This window comes from Desulfosporosinus orientis DSM 765 (assembly GCF_000235605.1).
Lineage (GTDB): Bacteria > Bacillota > Desulfitobacteriia > Desulfitobacteriales > Desulfitobacteriaceae > Desulfosporosinus > Desulfosporosinus orientis.
In genome coordinates this window covers 5,476,194-5,493,409 of sequence record NC_016584.1, presented here as the reverse complement: position 1 = coordinate 5,493,409, position 17,216 = coordinate 5,476,194, and the positions used below count along the sequence as shown (strand labels likewise).

The following is a 17,216-nucleotide window of genomic DNA, read 5'->3' as shown; positions in this document are numbered from 1 at the left end:
GGGCAGCTTCGCCACATCCGCTCACCCAGCATTCCGAGGCTCGCCTACTCGCCGGCGCGGGAGTTCCACCAAACCTCCGGGTAGTACCTGAGGTGAACCATGGCTCCACTTCCCCGCGTCTGCTTTGTAGGCTTTACAGCCTCTCCATGCAATGGGTTCGCTCCTGTGGACGAAGCTGCCCTTGCTTTTGGGTCCACGAGTTCTTTTGATGTGTGGTTTTTGGATCTTTTTTAGATTTGTTTCCTCATCATCACCTGATGATAAAAAAGAGTTTTTTCGAAGTATTAAAAAACCGCTTTGATCCGCTTTTTGGCGGGTCAAAGCGGTTTTTTCTTTTAGGAATCTTTAACCGCCATTAAGAGGGCAGGAGTAAGCTAATTATTGAAAACAAAATAAATCCAACCGCACCGCCCAGCAAAGCGTAATTGGGGTGGCGTTCACGAGAGAGAGGTGCTAACTCAGCAAAAACAAGAAATGTCATTGCCCCGGCTGCAAAGGCAAGAAAGAAGGCAAGAGAGTTTTGCACAGATTCTAAAGCAAGGAGACCCAGCATTGCTCCCAGGGGAGTAAAAAAGGCAATACCCACATTCAGGAGGAGAATCTTCCACCAGCGGATTTGAGCCATTTTCAATGGTGCCGTTGTGGCCATTCCTTCAGGAAGATTGTGCAGTGTAATTCCCAAGGCAATGAGCAATCCCAGCCCAGGAGCAGCTTCTTGACTGACGGCAATGGCCATCCCCTCAGGAATATCGTGTAAAGCAATTCCTGTGGCGACTAGAAGCCCGGTTCTCTTTAGACGTTGGCGCCGGGACAATGGCAGGGAGTGATGGGAATTGTTGAGGCGAATATCAGCTAGGTACATGAAGAGCAGCCCTAGGACAAAACCGAATCCTACTTGAAATGGCGGTCCAACTTCCCAGGCCTCAGGGAGCAAATCTACGCTTACCACGGCCAACATGACTCCTCCTGCGCCGGCTAAGAGAGCAGCCAGGACTCTTTCTTTCGGCTTGCCAAAGATGAGGACCAGCAGGCTCCCCAGGGTAGTAGCCAGCCCCGCAATGGTGCTGATCCAAATGATTTCAAAAAAATCCTGCATAGAGTACTCCTTTCTAACTGTCCGGTCCATAAGCCTTGTGCCGGCTAATGTTCACACTAAATATGACGATATCCATATTTATGGCTGAGAGCAGCGCTTTATACAGGCAAAGAAGTGCTGTACGACCTATTTTGTAAAGTTTTCCTTCGTTTTGTTTAAATCTTCACATACTTGGAAAAGCTTTACTTAGAAAGAGTTAAAGAGTTTAGAAGAGAGGTTTAAACAAATGAAAGTTCGTGGAATCATTGGATTATTAGTTATATGCATGATGGGATTTTTGTCCTTTGGTGCTTTTCAGAAACCTGTTCCAGTTGCAGGCGTTCATGAAGAAACACTGGCTAAGACGCCTGAGACATTAATTCGCTTTCACGTCCTGGCTAATTCAGATAGTGAAGAAGATCAAGCTTTAAAACGGGCGGTCAGAGATGCGATTTTGAAACAAGTTGCACCTAAATTGGCAGCCTCACGGTCTATAGAAGAATCCCGGCAAATCGTACAACAAATCCGACCGGAGATGGAGACTATTGCCCTCTCTGTTGTTGAAAAATGGCATAAGAATTATACTGTCCACACTGAGTATGGGCATTTTGCCTTTCCTACCAAATCCTATGGGACTCTGGTTTTGCCGGCGGGAAACTATGAAGCATTACGTGTTGTAATCGGCAAGGGAGAGGGGTCAAACTGGTGGTGTGTTCTTTTTCCTGCGCTGTGTTTTGTAGATATTGAGCATTCAACGGCGGTCCAAGTCGATGGGAAAAGTCAAACGGCTTATGCCATAAAAAGTACCCCGAAGATACGATTTTTCTTTTGGGAAAAGATTAAAGGGCTTTTCTAATTACCTGTACTATTTTTTGGGACAAAGCATAGGTTAGAAAAAGAGGGGATAGGAAACTGAGGAAAGGGGCAAATAAATGAAAGTACAGGTACGGAAGAGCGCTCTTATTGGAGTTGTTTTCCTTAGCCTAATTCTTATGACTGGCTGTGGAACTCTGGAGACATTGGTTAAGAAGGATGGAACCACTACTCCACTAACGGAATGGATAGGAGCAAGTGAGAATAAAGAGACGAGTGTTCCTGCATCAACAACAGCCGGAGAAGGCAGGGCAGTGTCACTTTATTTCCCGGATAAGAGTGGGCAATATCTATTGAAAGAAGAGCGAATGCTGCCTAAAACATTGAGTTTGGCCAGAGAAACCGTCAATCAATGGCTGAAGGGTCCGATGGAGACAGACATTATGCAAAGTTCAGTTTCAACAGCTACGGTATTGCGGGATATTGCTATCAGAGATAATGTAGTTATTGTAGATTTAAGTAAAGAATTTATGATGTCCAACTCTAAAGTTTCTCCTGAGGTTGCCTTATATGGGCTGGTTAATACCTTGACCCAATTCTCCACTGTCAAACAGGTGCAGATACGAATTGAGGGGCAGCCGATCAGCAAATATGGAACCATTGATGCCACACACCTAGCCTACAATACCAGTCTAATAAAAGGGAATGTCTCAGAAACAACAACTGTCCCTAATGCCGGCACGGAAAAAACAGGTTTAGATGTGGTCGTACCAAGCAATAGCAGCAATGGTAGTAATGGCAGTAATGGGGTCCTGTCAGATTCTCCGAGTTCAATTAACTTATTTAGTTACCCTCCTAGTTCGACTTAAAGAAGGGTTGACGAGTAATAAATAATACCCTCGTTTAAGATTTCTTAAGCGAGGGTATTATTTATTCAGTAAGTTAATCTTCATAAAATCTTTAAAACTTTTCTAGATACATCTCAAAAAATCACGTTATACTTATATCATTAATGAAATATAGGGGAAAAGTGGTGGTTTAGAATGAAAATTGTACTAGTGGATGACGAACCGGAGATTCTCACACTCGTCAGAGATTATCTCACACGTGAAGGATATAGTGTTGTAACAGCAGCAAATGGACTTGAAGGCATGGAAATCATTGAAGGAGAAAAACCGGATCTTGTTTTGTTGGACTGGATGCTGCCGGGGCTGAATGGACTGGAAATGTGCAAACGCTTGCGAGAAACAAGCACTATTCCAATTATTATGCTCACGGCTAAATCAGAGGAAATTGATCGAGTTCTTGGCCTGGAGTTTGGAGCAGACGATTATATTGTCAAGCCATTCAGCCTGCGGGAATTGGCTGCCAGGGTCAAAACTGTCCTACGTCGTTCAGGAGGCGGAGCACAGGAAACGGCCTCTTCAGTCATAGCTCGAGGGGAGATAAGCTTAGATATCTCAAGTCATAAAGTCCTAAAGCGAGGGCAGGAAATATTTCTCACCCCCACAGAATTTAATATTCTGCATTTACTCGCCCTGCGGCCCGGTACGGTTTATAGCCGCCTCCAGTTATTACGTCAAGCGATGGGAGAGGAGTATCTTTATTATGAACGCTCCATTGATACCCATGTGTCAAACCTGCGTAAGAAAATAGAGGACAACCCCAGCGAACCAAAGTACATTGAGACGGTGTTTGGTGTTGGTTATCGGTTTGGTGAAGGCTTGTGACCTTACGACGAAAATTCATTCTTGGGCTTATAGGTATGGTCTTTTTTATGGCGATCTTTTTCACTGCCATTGCCCTGACCACAACTCAAGTCTTACTGGGTCATGCTGAATCCTATGTTCAGCAAGCCTATGGAGAAAGCTGGAAGCGTTTGTTAAGCGGTTACTATGAGGCCACCGGCGGATGGGATGGTGTTCAAACCTATGTCACCAAGATCAGCGAGCCGGAGCGGAGATTAGGTCCGATTTTTGACGAGAGTAGTACCAAACAATTACCTGAACCGGATCTTAATTTTAGCAGACCACGGCGAGACAGTCCTCATTTTTGGGTATTTGATCTTCATAACAAAGTTGTAGGGGACTCACTGAATAAGGATTTAGGCAAGGATCTCTCTCTGCTTCCTCAAAGCAGCAAGATTCCTAAGCAATGGGAAGAGATTAAGGTTAAGGATCAAACTGTCGGATATTACTATCAAGAAAGCCCTCTCATTTCTAATTATAATCGCCTTGCCAAAACCATTGGAACGTCTATTATCCGAGCCATGCTCATTGGGTTAATACTAACATCTGTTGTCGCCTTGCTGTTAGGTATGTTATTGACGCGACATTTTACGAAACCCTTAAATCATCTGATGGAAGCTGTTCGTAATGTGGGAAAAGGGGATTTATCGTCACGGGTTCATGTTGATGGAAATGGGGATATCGCCATCTTAGCTCAGGAATTCAATCGGATGACGGAACAGTTAGCCCGCAACGAGGAAGTAAGGCGCAATATGGTAGCTGATATCGCTCATGAATTGCGAACTCCCCTTGCTGTCATCCTTGGAAAATTAGAGTCCATTCAGGAAGGGGTTTTGCCTTCGACTCCGGAGACAATTCTACCAATTCAAGATGAGACTTTAAGACTAATTCGTTTAGTACGAGATCTTCAGCAATTAAATCTAGCAGAAGCCGGAAAACTTCCAATGGCTTTAAAGCCGGTAGATCTCAGACAATTGGTAGAGCGAATTATAGAGCAGTTTGCCATTGAATTTGAAGAGCGAAAGTTGACGGCTGAAATAATAGGAGATGTCCCTGAAATTATAGGTGACCCGGATCGGTTGACTCAAGTTTTTGTTAATCTGATTGGCAATGCCTTATTACATACTGCGCCTGGCGGATCTCTTAGGGTGGCCCTCGCGGAAGCTGAAAGGTTTGGCGAAGACGAAATTGGTGCTGACGGAAGTATTCAACGCTTACGTGACGTTTTCCGTCGTAAAGGAGATAAACCCGAAGGGTCAAGAGATTCTAGAGAATCAAGCGAAGCTATAAAAAGCAAAGAGTCATTCAAAGATGGTTGGGTGCAAGTCACTGTTGAAGACACTGGAGAAGGAATTCCGGAAAAAGAGCTGGATCATATTTTTAACCGCTTTTATCGCGTAGATAAAGCAAGAGAGCGTGAAAGCGGCGGAACTGGTCTAGGCTTGGCAATCGCCAAAGAGTTTATCCAAGCCCATGGCGGTTCTATCCAAGTTGACAGCAAGATTGGCGAAGGCAGCTCTTTTAGGATCCTGTTGCCAATGAAGCAGAGTGCAGATACGCTATAAGCACTCAGGGAATGTTCAGCGAATGCTCAGTCAATACTCAGCAAATCCTGACAAGATCTTAAGAAGTTTATCGTTGTTTGACCATAATACTGTGATATCCTGATTAGGAATTTTACCCAATGCATTGCTCTGCTACATAGAAGAAAAATGTAAGCGGCAGTCTTTATTAATTCAGCCAATCGGCTTGGAGTTATAAGCTTTGTTGCCAAAGCAGATAAAAAGGAGAGAGAGTATGAACAAAAAATGGGTGACCATAGGGGTGTTAGGTGTTTTGGTCTTGGGAGGAGGTTATTGGGGTTACAAAAAATTCACTGCCAAGCCTGTTGTAGCGGCTAATGTTACGGCAAAGGCAACAATTGGAGATGTAACGAAGGTTATTTCTGCAACGGGAACGGTTAACTTTCCGCATTCAATTCCTCTGCAATTTTCCAACAACGGACAAGTCGTTGAGCTCGATATTAAAGATGGTGATATTGTAAAAAAAGGGCAAGTTCTTGCCAGGATCGATGATACGGCTCTTAAAACCAGTGTGGGACAACAGGAAGCCAATTTACTGACCGCACAAGCAAAGCTTCAATCCCTTCAAGATGGCTATAATGATCAAACCAAGGCAGAGGCTCAATCAACCCTTGCTAAGGCAAAACAGAATTTGATCACGGCTCAACAGAATGCGGACCCGGCTTATTTAGCAAACCAGGTTTTACTAGCCAATCAGACTGTCAAACAGGCCAGTGATGCTTTAGCTAAAGCTCAGCAGAACGGAGATACGTCATCCATACAATCGGCCCAAAATTCATTGAATCAGGCCGTAAGTGAGTTGACAACTGCTCAAAATCAACAAAATGGAGGAGCGGCCCAAGCCTTGACGGCGGCTCAGGCAGATGTGACAGCAGCACAATATAAAGTAGATCAGCAAGGGGCCGGTCCGTCTGAAGCCGACCTGCAGTCGGCTTATGCCAGTATCTCTCAAGCTCAGGCTCAGCTCGACAGTGCTAAAACTGCCTTAGCAGAAGCTACAATCCTGGCGCCGACGGATGCAGTAGTTATTGATACAGGGATGCAGCTCTATCAATACACAACGGACGATACGAAGATTACAATCACGCCATTGGATGGAACGGGTAGTAATCTTGAAGTGGTAGCGGATATAGACCAGGCAGATATAGGTCAGGTTAAAATAGGACAAAAGGTAGATATTACTTTGGATGCCTACCCGGATGATCATAGCAGTGGGGTTGTGAGTTTGGTTGCTCTTCAAGGAACAACCACTTCCAATGTTACAACCTTTGGAGTTACCGTTGACGTAGATCAGGCCAGCGATAAGCTGCGCTCAGGCATGAATGCCAATCTGGATATTATTGTGGACGAGGCTAAAGGTGTTCTGACTATACCCAGCGAGGCCATCAAAACGAGGGGAAATGAAAAAGGCGTCATGGTTCCTGTGAGTGAGGCTGATCAATCCGGCAATGGTTCGGAAAAATCGACTACTGGGACAGAAAAATCGACTACTGGCTCAGAAAAGTCAACGAATAGACAGGCCCAAGGCAATGTGAAATTCATTACGGTGGAATTCGGTTTAGATGATGGAACGAATGTGGAGGTCAAAAGCGGCTTGAAAGAAGGGCAAGAAGTCATAACAAGCGTTAGTTCATCCACAACCACTAAAACTAGTTCCGGAGGATTTTTATTCGGCGGCGGAAATAGAAATGCCGGTAGTCCTCCTAGATAAGCGGCAGCTAAAAGGCTTAGTTTAATTTGCTGGTGATGCTCGGGAGGGATAGTTTTTGATAGAGCTTAAAGGGATTAAAAAAATCTATGCCAATGGTGATATAAAAGTTGCAGCTTTAGGGGGAGTGGACCTGTATGTAGGTGAAGGAGAGTTTGTCTCCATTATGGGTCCTTCCGGTTCCGGCAAGTCGACAATGATGAATATTTTAGGATGTTTAGATACCCCGACAGAGGGTGAGTATTACCTGGATGGAACAGATGTGGCAAAAGCCAGCGGTGACGAATTGTCAGTCATTCGCAATCGTAAGATTGGTTTTGTATTCCAGGGCTTTAATCTCCTGCCCCGTACCATGGCTGTGGAGAATGTGGAACTTCCCATGCTCTATGCCGGCGTAGGAGGAAAAGAACGACGAGCACGTGCCGTTGCCGCCTTAGAGGCAGTTGGTCTGGGTCAACGAATACATCATAAGCCCAAAGAGTTGTCCGGTGGTCAGCAGCAGCGCGTAGCGATTGCCCGGGCCCTTGTCACAAAACCCTCGATCATTTTGGCTGATGAGCCTACTGGGAATCTGGACAGCCGTTCCAGTGAAGAGGTTATGGCGATTTTCCAGCAGCTCCATGCCCAGGGCAATACCATTGTTATTGTGACCCATGAACCGGATATCGCAGAATTTACTGAACGGGTTGTGCGTTTCCGCGACGGACATATTGAAGGGGACGAAATTGTAAAGAATCCGCGTAAGGCTCGAGTACAAGCCGTCGAGGAGGAAGGAGGAGCAGAGTGAACTTTTTTGAAAGTATCCGAGTCTCTCTCAGGGCTTTGCGGGCCAACAAACTACGGTCGGCTTTGACCATGCTTGGCATTATTATCGGGGTAGCGGCGGTCATTGCCATGGTGGGAATCGGCAATGGTGCGACGGCTTCCATTACTTCTCAGATTCAAGGCATGGGCTCAAACTTGATTACAATCAGCCCGGGTCAAGCCAACAGCGGAGGGGTCAGGGGGGGCGCCGGAAGCTTAGACAGCTTAACTATGACAGATGTTGACAAAATTGCAGAAGGAAACTCTCTGAAAGCAGTGGCACCTATTGCCAGCACCAATGCCCAAGTGGTTTTAGGATCTGGGAACACCTCCGCAAGTATCACCGGGACTACCGAGGGTTATGAAATTATTAAAAATGTCACAATGGCCCGGGGGCGTTTTATTACGGAACAAGATGTGAACAGCAGTGCCAGAGTGGCTGTACTTGGCCCAAATGTTGTAGAGAGCCTCCTGGGAGATGCCAATGCAGATATCGTTGGGAAAAAAATCAAAATTAACAATGTACCGTTTCAAGTTATCGGCGTGACAACATCTACCGGGTCCACGGGATTTCAGAGCAGTGATGATATGATTACCGCACCTATCTCAACGGTTCAGGGGCGTTTAATCGGAAGAAAAACCCTGCGGAGTATTATGGTTTCGGCAAAGTCAGAGGATCTTATGCAGACGGCACAAGATGAGATTACGGCAACATTGAGAAAAACTCATAAGATTCAAGATGGCCAGGATGACGATTTTAGGGTCCAGAATCAGGCCGATATGTTAGAAACCATGCAAAGTGTGACTCAAACCTTAACTATGCTCCTAGGCGGGATTGCCGGTATTTCTCTGTTGGTTGGAGGAATCGGCATCATGAACATTATGCTTGTTTCTGTCACGGAACGTACCCGGGAGATAGGCATTCGGAAAGCTATCGGAGCAAAAAGCATGGATATTCTATTGCAATTTCTCATCGAAGCGGTGGTGCTTAGCATTTTAGGGGGGGGTATAGGCATCGCCCTTGGTTATGCCGGATCCAGCCTGGCAGGAAAGGCCTTATCCATGCAGACCAGTATCTCCATGACCTCAGTGGTGATGGCCTTCGGCTTCTCAGCAGGCATTGGTATTATATTCGGTGTCTTCCCAGCCCGCAAGGCAGCCACTATGGATCCCATTGATGCCTTAAGATTTGAGTAAAGGTCTGGAGCCTTGGATACCGAAGCTTTGATTAAGAAAGGAAGGAATTTCGTGATTAGTAAAAAACGGACTCAGACAGTTTTGAGTATCTTAATGATAGCCTTTTTGCTGATTGGCATGATGCCGGGGATATTGTTTGCTGCTACGACGGATGAAGGCGATTACATTACACTGAGAGGTCTTACCTTTGTATCTGATGAAGACTCTACCCTGATTCTTGGAGAACCCACGAGTCTCGATTTCAAATTGAATAGGATTCCGACGAGTAAGCTCTTCACTGGATCTGTCAATGCGACCATTACGGATCCTGACGGCAAAGAGACCTTTTATTCTGTTTCCGGAAGCGGGGGCTTTTACAGTATCAATAATCTTACCTTATATACACCTGGCGAGTACACTCTGAAAGTAAGTGCTGTTTCCCCCAATAAAGGCTCGGTAACAGCGACCTTCAAGGTTCTTGATGCAGTGACTTCTGTAGAAGGTTCTCTCCTGATTAATGCTGATAATTCCCTAAAGGTAAAGCTTACTGATTCAGAGGGAAATATTTTGCAGCAACGGTCCGTGACCGTTGATGGAACGGATGTTGATGCCAGCCCGGCCACTCAGAGCTGTACGACCTTAAATGACGGGACGTTTATTCTGAACATAACACCGACCAAAGCCGGCAATGTTAAAATTATTTTTGGCGGAAAAGTCATCGGTACAATACCTGTGGAACCGGCTTTTAAACCAACAGGCCGAATCGGTTCTCAAGCCGTTGATAATGTCGCCCTTTCTGTTGAAATTGCAAAACAAGGATGGTCCAGCGCCGCCAATGTCATTTTGGCGAGAGATGATCAGTTTTCAGATTCTCTGGCCGCTGCTCCCCTCTCCAAAAAGCTGGATGCTCCCATTCTTATGACAGGCTCTTCGTCACTGGATTCTCGTACTTTAGCAGGACTTAGGGAGTTGGGAGCCAGAAATGTTTACATTGTTGGCGGAACTGTGGCAATTTCTCAAAGCATTGAAGATAGTTTAAGCAAGGATTTTAATGTCACTCGGATTGCGGGAGCACAGGGATATGATACGGCGGCATTAATCTCTGCTCAGGTAGGGAGTGATTCAACCCACACTGTCTATTTGGCCAATGGGCATGCCATTCCGGATGCTATTGCAATCAGTGCTTTTGCAGGAGCTCAGGGGAATTCGATTTTACTTACTGACAGGGACAAATTGCCTGCCTCAACCCTTCAAGCTTTGAGCAATCTAAATACCCAAAATGTTGTTTTGCTCGGAGGAACAGCGGTTATTGGCAGTTCCGTAGAAAGTCAATTATCTTCCCAGTATATGGTTGAACGCTGGGGAGGGTATGACCGTTATGATACGCAAAGCATTATCTTTCAAAATCTCCTCAATAAAGACAATCCTCAATCCCCCATGTACTTTACATCAGGCTTAGTTCGTCAAGATGATGTCAGTTCAGGAAAGCCCTATGCTGATGCTTTATTAACAGCAGCATTGGCTGCCAAAAACGGAGGGTTTGTGGCGATGACTCAGCCCAATGCTCTTCCTTCAAGCCTGGATTATTTCTTGCTTTTTAATAAGGGCTATATTACAAATTCAGCTGTTGTAGGCAACAGCAAAGGAGTTTCTTATAGTTTAGAGCAACAACTGCAGCAATTGCTGAATCGTTGATTATAGACAAAATTTATTAATTCAATGTCCTTGGGAGTGTTTGAAAACTGCGTTTGGCAGTATTTAAACACTCCTTTTTTGCTATGGCTGGTGCTGCGACAGCGGTCTATACATATTTTCGTAAATAATGTAAGATTTAACTAATGAAACAGCGCTAGGAGCATATAAATAGGGAAAACTTGTTCTGAAGTCAAGGATACTCAAAGCAGGAAAGGATTGATGAAGAGATTGTTAAAAAAGGCTCATAACTGGTCTATAGGTATACTTATTCTTCTGGTTCTATATTTGACCCTTTGTCCGGCAGTGGCACGTGGCAGTGTGAATTCAAACATTACTGTTGAGCAAGCAGAGCAGATTATTAAGGATTACTTTTCCATTCCTGAAGACTATTCCAGTTTAACAACAGATTTTAATGAGTATATGGATCGTTCTGTTTATTCATTAAACTGGGATTCCGTTGAGGAGTCGGGGGGGAGTTTTCATGCTGAAGTTGATGCGGTCAGCGGGGAAATCTTGAGCGTTAATCAATGGGAATACCGGTCAACCTCTGCAAAATTGCCTGCTCTTACTGCAAAAGATGCTGAGAAAATCGCTGTAGAACTCACCTCAAAATTAGTGACTAAGCATTTTTCAGAACTTAGACAAGTCAAAGATTGGCCGCCGGATTTTTCCATAGACAGTGTTCAACCCTTTGTGTATAATTTCCGCTGGATTCGTGTCGTCAACGGCATACCCTTTCCCGGTAATGGAGTCAGCATAAGTGTTAGTGGCGAAGACGGCAAAGTTGTTAATTATAATTATGATTGGACAGAAGGGCTGCCCTTTCCCACACCCATCAAGGTTATATCTCCTGAAAAAGCCAGACAGGTGTTCAAAGATACCCCAATGCTCGAATTACATTATTTTATACCTCCCCTCATAGATCCTCAGGGGCTGGAATCTCAGCGAGTACGCTTGGTATATCAGCTGTCTAATAACTATTATGGCGGAGCCATAGATGCGATCAGCGGCAGGCCTGTGACCTTTGAACCCCAAGCGGTGGCTTATAAATCCATGAGCACAACAACATCAACGTCATTTGAGGCGGCCTCAGAGGCTGAAGATTCCCAAGTCTCTCAAGATTCTCCGGAAAACTCCCGGCAAATCCGCCAAAAAGAAGCCGTGGATATCATTGAAAAACTCATTACGATTCCTAAAGATTTTGTCCTTAATAATGCCAGTTTAAATCCTGATTGGCAGAATCCGGATGAACAAGTCTGGGAGCTGAATTGGAGCAGTGAATCCTATGATAAAGAAGAAGGTTACCTTAATGCACGAGTGAATGCAGCTACAGGAGATTTAATGGGCATGGATTTGTACACAGGAGAAACTTCAGGCAGCAACTCTCAGTCTTTTACTCGCAAAGAAGCGCAAAAATATGCCGATGATTTCCTTAGACGAATTCAACCTACGCGCTTCGAGGATGTTGAAGCAGAATCAAAATCTGCATCAGAAAGCTATTTTGAAGGGGTAATCCCTGAGAATATTCAAGTCTTTACTTACGACAGAATCGTCAATGGGGTACCTGTCTCACAAGATGGAATGAGTGTAATTGTAGACACTGCTGCTAAACAGGTGATCAATTATAGCATGTCCTGGTCTAAATGGGACTTTCCAAAGGCTTCAGAAGTCTTATCACTTGATCAGGCTGCCAACGATTTTTTAACGATGCATCCTTTGGAGCTGAATTATACATTTATACTTCATAAAAATGGCCAACTGTCACTTCGCTTAGTTTATCAACCAAAAGTTGACGATAGTATAATCAAACTTCCTTTGATGGATGCCGAAACGGGTGATCCTTTGGATTGGTCGGGAAAGACTCAATTTCAGCCGCCTAAGTTTTATGGTTTTACAGATATCCAAGGAAATTATGCGGAAAAAGAAATAAGTATATTGGGCTCCATAGGGGCCTTTAGAGAAGATGGTGAAACCTTTCGGCCTGATGACAAACTTACCCTAATCTCGCTGTTAAGAGCAATGCTTGCAGCGGAAGAAAGTAATCAGGATAATGATTTGAGTGAAGAGGAGATCTGGCAGCTCGCTAAGAAAAATGGTTGGGTGGAAGAGACATTACAACCAAATTCTGAAGTAAGCAGAGAGAACTTATCAAAAATGATGATTCGACTAATTGGCATGGAACCGTCAGCCCAGATCAAGGATATCTATACCGTACCCTTCACAGATGCCAAGGAAATCCAAAAGGAATCGTTAGGGTATATTGCACTGGCTTGGGGAATGGGCATATTAAAATTGGATGAAAACACTTTATACCCTGAACAGACGGTAACAAGAGCCGAAGGGGCCTATGCGCTGGTCCATACACTTTTACGGAAATAATATTGCCTATAAAAATGGGATAATGCGACTTACAAAGCTTTTTGATTAAAGTAATAAACTTTTGAAAGCGACCTGTTATTGATTTGACAGGTCGCTTTACACTACTACTTTGAAAATGCCCCAAAACATTCCAAAGGATAATAGACCCGAAAGACAGGGCTGCTTCGCTCCACAGGAGTGAACCCATTGCATGGAGAGGCGATAAAGCCCACAAAGCTGCCGTGGGGAAGTGGAGCCAGTGGTTCACCTAATTTATTACCCAGAGGTTTGGCGAAGCTCCCCGACCCACGAACACTCTCTTTTTTTCATAATCTGATGGTGTCGTGTTAGCGGCATGAGGGTCTACTTTTAACTTTGGCAGCAAAAAAATTTTTTAATAAGACCAACATCAAGAAGGGAATAGCTAAGGAATGGAGAAATATACATAAAATTGGACTAGTCAATTAGGCCAAAAAAGATTAAACCAAACATAGGATAGATAGGGCATTTATAGTGGGAGTTTAGAAGGTGATGGAATGGATCTGGACAGGAAAAGCGGCATACCATATTATATTCAGCTTAAGGAACAAATTCGTCTGCGAATTACCCAAGGAATATGGCCGGCAGGAACGAAACTCCCGCCGGAACGGGAACTGTCAAATAGTTTAGCTGTCAGCCGAAATACCGTCAGTCAAGCCTATAAGGAACTGGAGAGTGAAGGTATTTTATGCTCAGTTCGAGGAAGAGGGACCTTTGTTGAAGATACAGCCTTAATTATGCAGCAGGAAAGCCGCAAAGAAAAGGTTTTGCGCATCGTTGATCTGGCAATGGAAGAAGCGGTTGGTCTGGGGTTCTCCATCGATGACTTTGTGTCCTTTGTCCATGTACGGGGAATGGAGAAGAAGCACCTCCTTTCGCGAATGAAAGTTGCCTTTCTAGTAGGCAATCCCGAGCAGCTTGCTGATGTCAATTGGAATCTCGGCCCAGGTGTAAGCCTTTTGCCGATCCTCCTTTCCGAACTTCAAGAATCACCTAGAGCCCAGGAACGCTTGTCAGGAATGGACATGGCGATTACAGGGCTTAGTCATCTTGCGGAAGTAAAGCTTATTTTGGGGGAGCCTCATATTCCGGTTTTAGGGATCTCCCTTCAACCTAAACTTGACACCATTGTGCGTATCGCTAAATTAGCCATGGGCCGTAAATTGGCTTTGGTCTGTGAAAGTGTCCAATATGCAGAAAAAATAACTATGGCATTGAAACAAGCAGGACTCTATCCAATCTTTATAACCTTTATTCAACCCAATGAGGAAGTTTTGCGTAAAGCATTGCCGGAATGTGGAGCTGTCATTACTGCTCCGCGGCTGCGCTTTAAAGTTGAAAAAGTACTTCCGGAAAACATGGAATGTATCGAATTTCGGTTTGAACCCGATGCGGGGAGTCTAAACTCACTCAGAGGGGCTTTGCTGGAATTAAAGGGGGAGAAATTTTGAAGAAACAACGAATAATCGGTATGTTTGATTCCGGAGTCGGCGGACTTACCGTGATGAAAGAAATATTAGAACAACTTCTTGATGTTCGAATCGTTTATTTTGGGGATACTGCCAGAGTTCCCTATGGAAACCGCACCCAGGAGGAGCTTATCCGTTTCGGCGAGGAGATTGTCACGTTTCTGATTGGGCAAGGGGCGGAAGTCATTGTTGTTGCTTGTAACAGCAGTTCAGCCACCGCTCTCCCGGTCTTAAGGGAACGTTTTGATGTACCAATGATTGGAATGATTGAACCAGGTGCTCGTTTAGCTGTTGAAAAAACCATAGCAGGCAGGATTGGCCTGATTGCTACGGAAACCACAGTGCGCAGCAAGGCTTATTCCACGGCAGTAAGCCGGGCTTTGGCAAAGGGATGTTTGCCTGAAAATCTGACTCTTCGGGAAGCATGGCAGCACGGGGAACACCCTATTGCCTTAACAAAGGCGCAAGGATGCCCTCTTTTCGTACCCTTAATTGAAGCGGGATTAGCCAATTCAGAACAGGCAAGAGGAATTGCCCGAACTTACCTCGCACCGCTGCATGCAGCCGGAGTGGATACTTTAATCTTAGGGTGTACACATTATCCTTTCCTGGCGCCGGTTCTCAGAGAAATATTAGGAGAAGATGTGTTGATTATCGATCCGGCTTGGGCAGTTGTGAGAGAACTGGAAACCTTGCTTCGTCATTTGGATGAGTGGGAGCAGTCGGGCCTGATTGGATCACCGTCACAGGCACAAGGGAAAAATCCGTGGCGGGCACGCTATTTTGTCAGCGGTGATCCGGAGTTGTTTAGGCAAGTCGGCAATACTCTTCTTCAGGAGCCTATTGGCCACGTTGAACAAAAGGCATTGGGAGAATAGGGAACATAAGAAAGGATTAGAACGAGAAGGCGACCGGGAGGAATGGATTGATGGAGCAAAAGACCATAGTATTAGGAGTCATCGGATCAGATGTGCACGCTGTAGGAAATCGAATCTTAGATTTTGCCTTTACTCAAGCTGGTTTTAAGGTGATCAATATCGGGGTCCTGGCAACTCAAGAAGAATTCATTCATTCGGCTATTGAAACAAACGCAGACGCTATACTAGTCTCTTCTTTGTATGGACATGGAGAGATGGATTGTCGGGGGCTGCGGGAGAAGTGCCAGGAAACAGGAATTGGGGACATTATCATGTATGTCGGAGGAAACTTGGTGGTGGGTAAACAGGATTTTGAATCCGTTAAGGAGCGGTTCTTGGCCATGGGATTTAACCGGGTTTATCCACCCGGGACCTTGCCGGATGGACCAATTGAAGACTTGCGCAGAGACTTAGGCATGACCACAGATTAAGGGGGGAATAGCCATTGCAAGCAGTCCTTCTCATTGATTTTGGCAGTACCTATACGAAGGTCACGATAGTCGACCTGGATAAAGAAGAGATCGTAGGGACAGCCCGTGCAGGCACGACCATTGAAACAAACATTATGGATGGTATGAAAGCCGCTCTGAAACAGATTCCCGAGCCTTCGGGAGGATGGAATTTTGTGCGTAAGTTAGCCTGCAGTAGTGCGGCAGGTGGTTTGAAGATGATTGCCAGCGGTCTGGTAAAAGAGCTTACTGCAGAGGCGGCAAGGCGTGCAGCCTTAGGGGCAGGGGCACGGGTTCTGGAAGTCTTCAGCTATGAATTGACAAAGCAAGATTTAGACAAGATTGTCAACCTTAAACCGGATATCCTTCTCTTAGCCGGAGGAACTGACGGCGGCAATAAGGAAGTAATCCTGAAAAATGCAGAAATGCTCAGCACTCTTCCAATAGGGCTTCCGATTGTATTTGCCGGAAATAAGACTGCCGCCGGCCAAGCAGCAGACAGCTTAAAGAAAAGGCATAACCCGGTGGTGATTGCCGATAATGTCATGCCTGAATTAGGCGTATTATCGGTAGAGTCTGCCCGCTTAGCTATAAGAGAGGTGTTTTTGAGTCATATTATCCATGCCAAAGGGTTGGATAAGGCAGAGGAATTTTTAGAGAGGATCTTAATGCCAACTCCCTCTGCAGTGCTTTCAGCAGCGGAATTGCTGGCAAAGGGGCATGGTTCCGAACCGGGAATGGGAGAGTTAATGATTGTAGATGTCGGTGGTGCTACGACGGATGTGCATTCCATAGCTAAGGGGGATCCCAGTAAACCAGGGGTTATGCTTAAAGGCTTACCCGAACCCTTCGCCAAACGGACGGTTGAAGGAGATTTAGGTATGCGCTACAGCTCAGAGGCGTTAGTAGAAACAGCCGGGAAGCGTCTCGTGGATTATTTAGGTTGGGATAACGATCAAATTAATTGCCAGTTGAATTTGTGCAAAGAGGATCCTTGGCGAACGCCCCAAACGCCGGAAGAGGAGAAGTTTGATTTAGCCATGGGGCGCATGGCAGTAAGCGTGGCTGTGGAGCGTCATGCAGGAACCATGGAAGTAGTTTATACTCCTTTTGGAGCAAGCTATATTCAAAACGGCAAGGACTTGACGCCCTTACCTGTCGTTATTGGGACCGGGGGAGTACTTCTCTATCAAAGGAATCCTCAGGAAATCTTACAAGGTGCGGTCTTTAATTCCCAGGAACCTACGATTCTCAAACCACAGGAGCCTGGTTTCTACTTGGATAAGGAGTATATTTTAGCAGCCATGGGTTTGCTGCGCGAAGTGGCTCCTCAAGCTACGCTTAGGATGATGAAAAAATACATTGTAAAACTATAGGAGGGT

14 protein-coding genes are annotated in these 17,216 nt (G+C 45.2%); 13 read left to right on the top strand and 1 reads right to left on the bottom strand.

All coding sequences use genetic code 11. The features are described 5' to 3' along the window. Positions 1-355 precede the first annotated feature (355 nt). Positions 356-1,096 (bottom strand): ZIP family metal transporter, encoded by a 741-nt coding sequence (locus DESOR_RS25450; RefSeq protein ID WP_014187474.1) that lies wholly within the window; start codon positions 1,094-1,096, stop codon positions 356-358. Positions 1,097-1,322: 226 nt separating this feature from the next. Here DESOR_RS25450 and spoIIR point away from each other — a divergent pair, with 226 nt between their 5' ends. From spoIIR to glmL, 13 genes are all read left to right on the top strand, one after another. Then, positions 1,323-1,931, top strand: a complete 609-nt coding sequence (gene spoIIR / locus DESOR_RS25445) for a stage II sporulation protein R (protein ID WP_014187473.1) — start codon at positions 1,323-1,325, stop codon at positions 1,929-1,931. Positions 1,932-2,007: 76 nt separating this feature from the next. Continuing rightward, on the top strand, positions 2,008-2,757 hold the full coding sequence (locus DESOR_RS25440; protein ID WP_014187472.1) for a GerMN domain-containing protein: 750 nt from the start codon (positions 2,008-2,010) through the stop codon (positions 2,755-2,757). A 174-nt stretch (positions 2,758-2,931) separates the two neighbouring features. Then, positions 2,932-3,618: a response regulator transcription factor gene (locus DESOR_RS25435; RefSeq protein WP_014187471.1), complete on the top strand. Its 687-nt coding sequence runs from the start codon at positions 2,932-2,934 to the stop codon at positions 3,616-3,618. Then, entirely contained in the window at positions 3,615-5,201 is a 1,587-nt protein-coding gene (locus DESOR_RS25430; protein ID WP_014187470.1) for a sensor histidine kinase, read from the top strand. The genes DESOR_RS25435 and DESOR_RS25430 overlap by 4 nt, the downstream gene beginning before the upstream one ends. Before the next feature lie 232 nt (positions 5,202-5,433). After that, positions 5,434-6,930: an efflux RND transporter periplasmic adaptor subunit gene (locus DESOR_RS25425; RefSeq protein WP_014187469.1), complete on the top strand. Its 1,497-nt coding sequence runs from the start codon at positions 5,434-5,436 to the stop codon at positions 6,928-6,930. 55 nt (positions 6,931-6,985) lie between these two features. Further along, entirely contained in the window at positions 6,986-7,714 is a 729-nt protein-coding gene (locus tag DESOR_RS25420) for an ABC transporter ATP-binding protein (protein ID WP_014187468.1), read from the top strand. After that, positions 7,711-8,928, top strand: a complete 1,218-nt coding sequence (locus DESOR_RS25415; protein ID WP_014187467.1) for an ABC transporter permease — start codon at positions 7,711-7,713, stop codon at positions 8,926-8,928. The genes DESOR_RS25420 and DESOR_RS25415 overlap by 4 nt, the downstream gene beginning before the upstream one ends. A gap of 51 nt (positions 8,929-8,979) precedes the next feature. Next, positions 8,980-10,602, top strand: coding sequence for a cell wall-binding repeat-containing protein (locus DESOR_RS25410; RefSeq protein ID WP_014187466.1), 1,623 nt, complete (start codon positions 8,980-8,982; stop codon positions 10,600-10,602). 219 nt (positions 10,603-10,821) lie between these two features. Continuing rightward, complete coding sequence (locus tag DESOR_RS25405) at positions 10,822-12,981, top strand: PepSY domain-containing protein (RefSeq protein ID WP_014187465.1); 2,160 nt, start codon at positions 10,822-10,824, stop codon at positions 12,979-12,981. A 515-nt stretch (positions 12,982-13,496) separates the two neighbouring features. Beyond that, on the top strand, positions 13,497-14,450 hold the full coding sequence (locus DESOR_RS25400; protein ID WP_014187464.1) for a GntR family transcriptional regulator: 954 nt from the start codon (positions 13,497-13,499) through the stop codon (positions 14,448-14,450). After that, a complete protein-coding gene (locus tag DESOR_RS25395; RefSeq protein ID WP_014187463.1) occupies positions 14,447-15,346 on the top strand; it encodes a glutamate racemase in 900 nt (299 codons plus the stop codon). Before DESOR_RS25400 ends, DESOR_RS25395 begins: the two co-directional genes overlap by 4 nt. A 50-nt stretch (positions 15,347-15,396) precedes the next feature. Continuing rightward, positions 15,397-15,816 carry a methylaspartate mutase subunit S gene (gene glmS / locus DESOR_RS25390; protein ID WP_014187462.1) on the top strand — a complete coding sequence of 140 codons (420 nt, stop codon included), beginning with the start codon at positions 15,397-15,399 and terminating at the stop codon, positions 15,814-15,816. A gap of 14 nt (positions 15,817-15,830) precedes the next feature. After that, complete coding sequence (glmL, locus tag DESOR_RS25385) at positions 15,831-17,210, top strand: methylaspartate mutase accessory protein GlmL (protein WP_014187461.1); 1,380 nt, start codon at positions 15,831-15,833, stop codon at positions 17,208-17,210. Positions 17,211-17,216 lie beyond the last annotated feature (6 nt).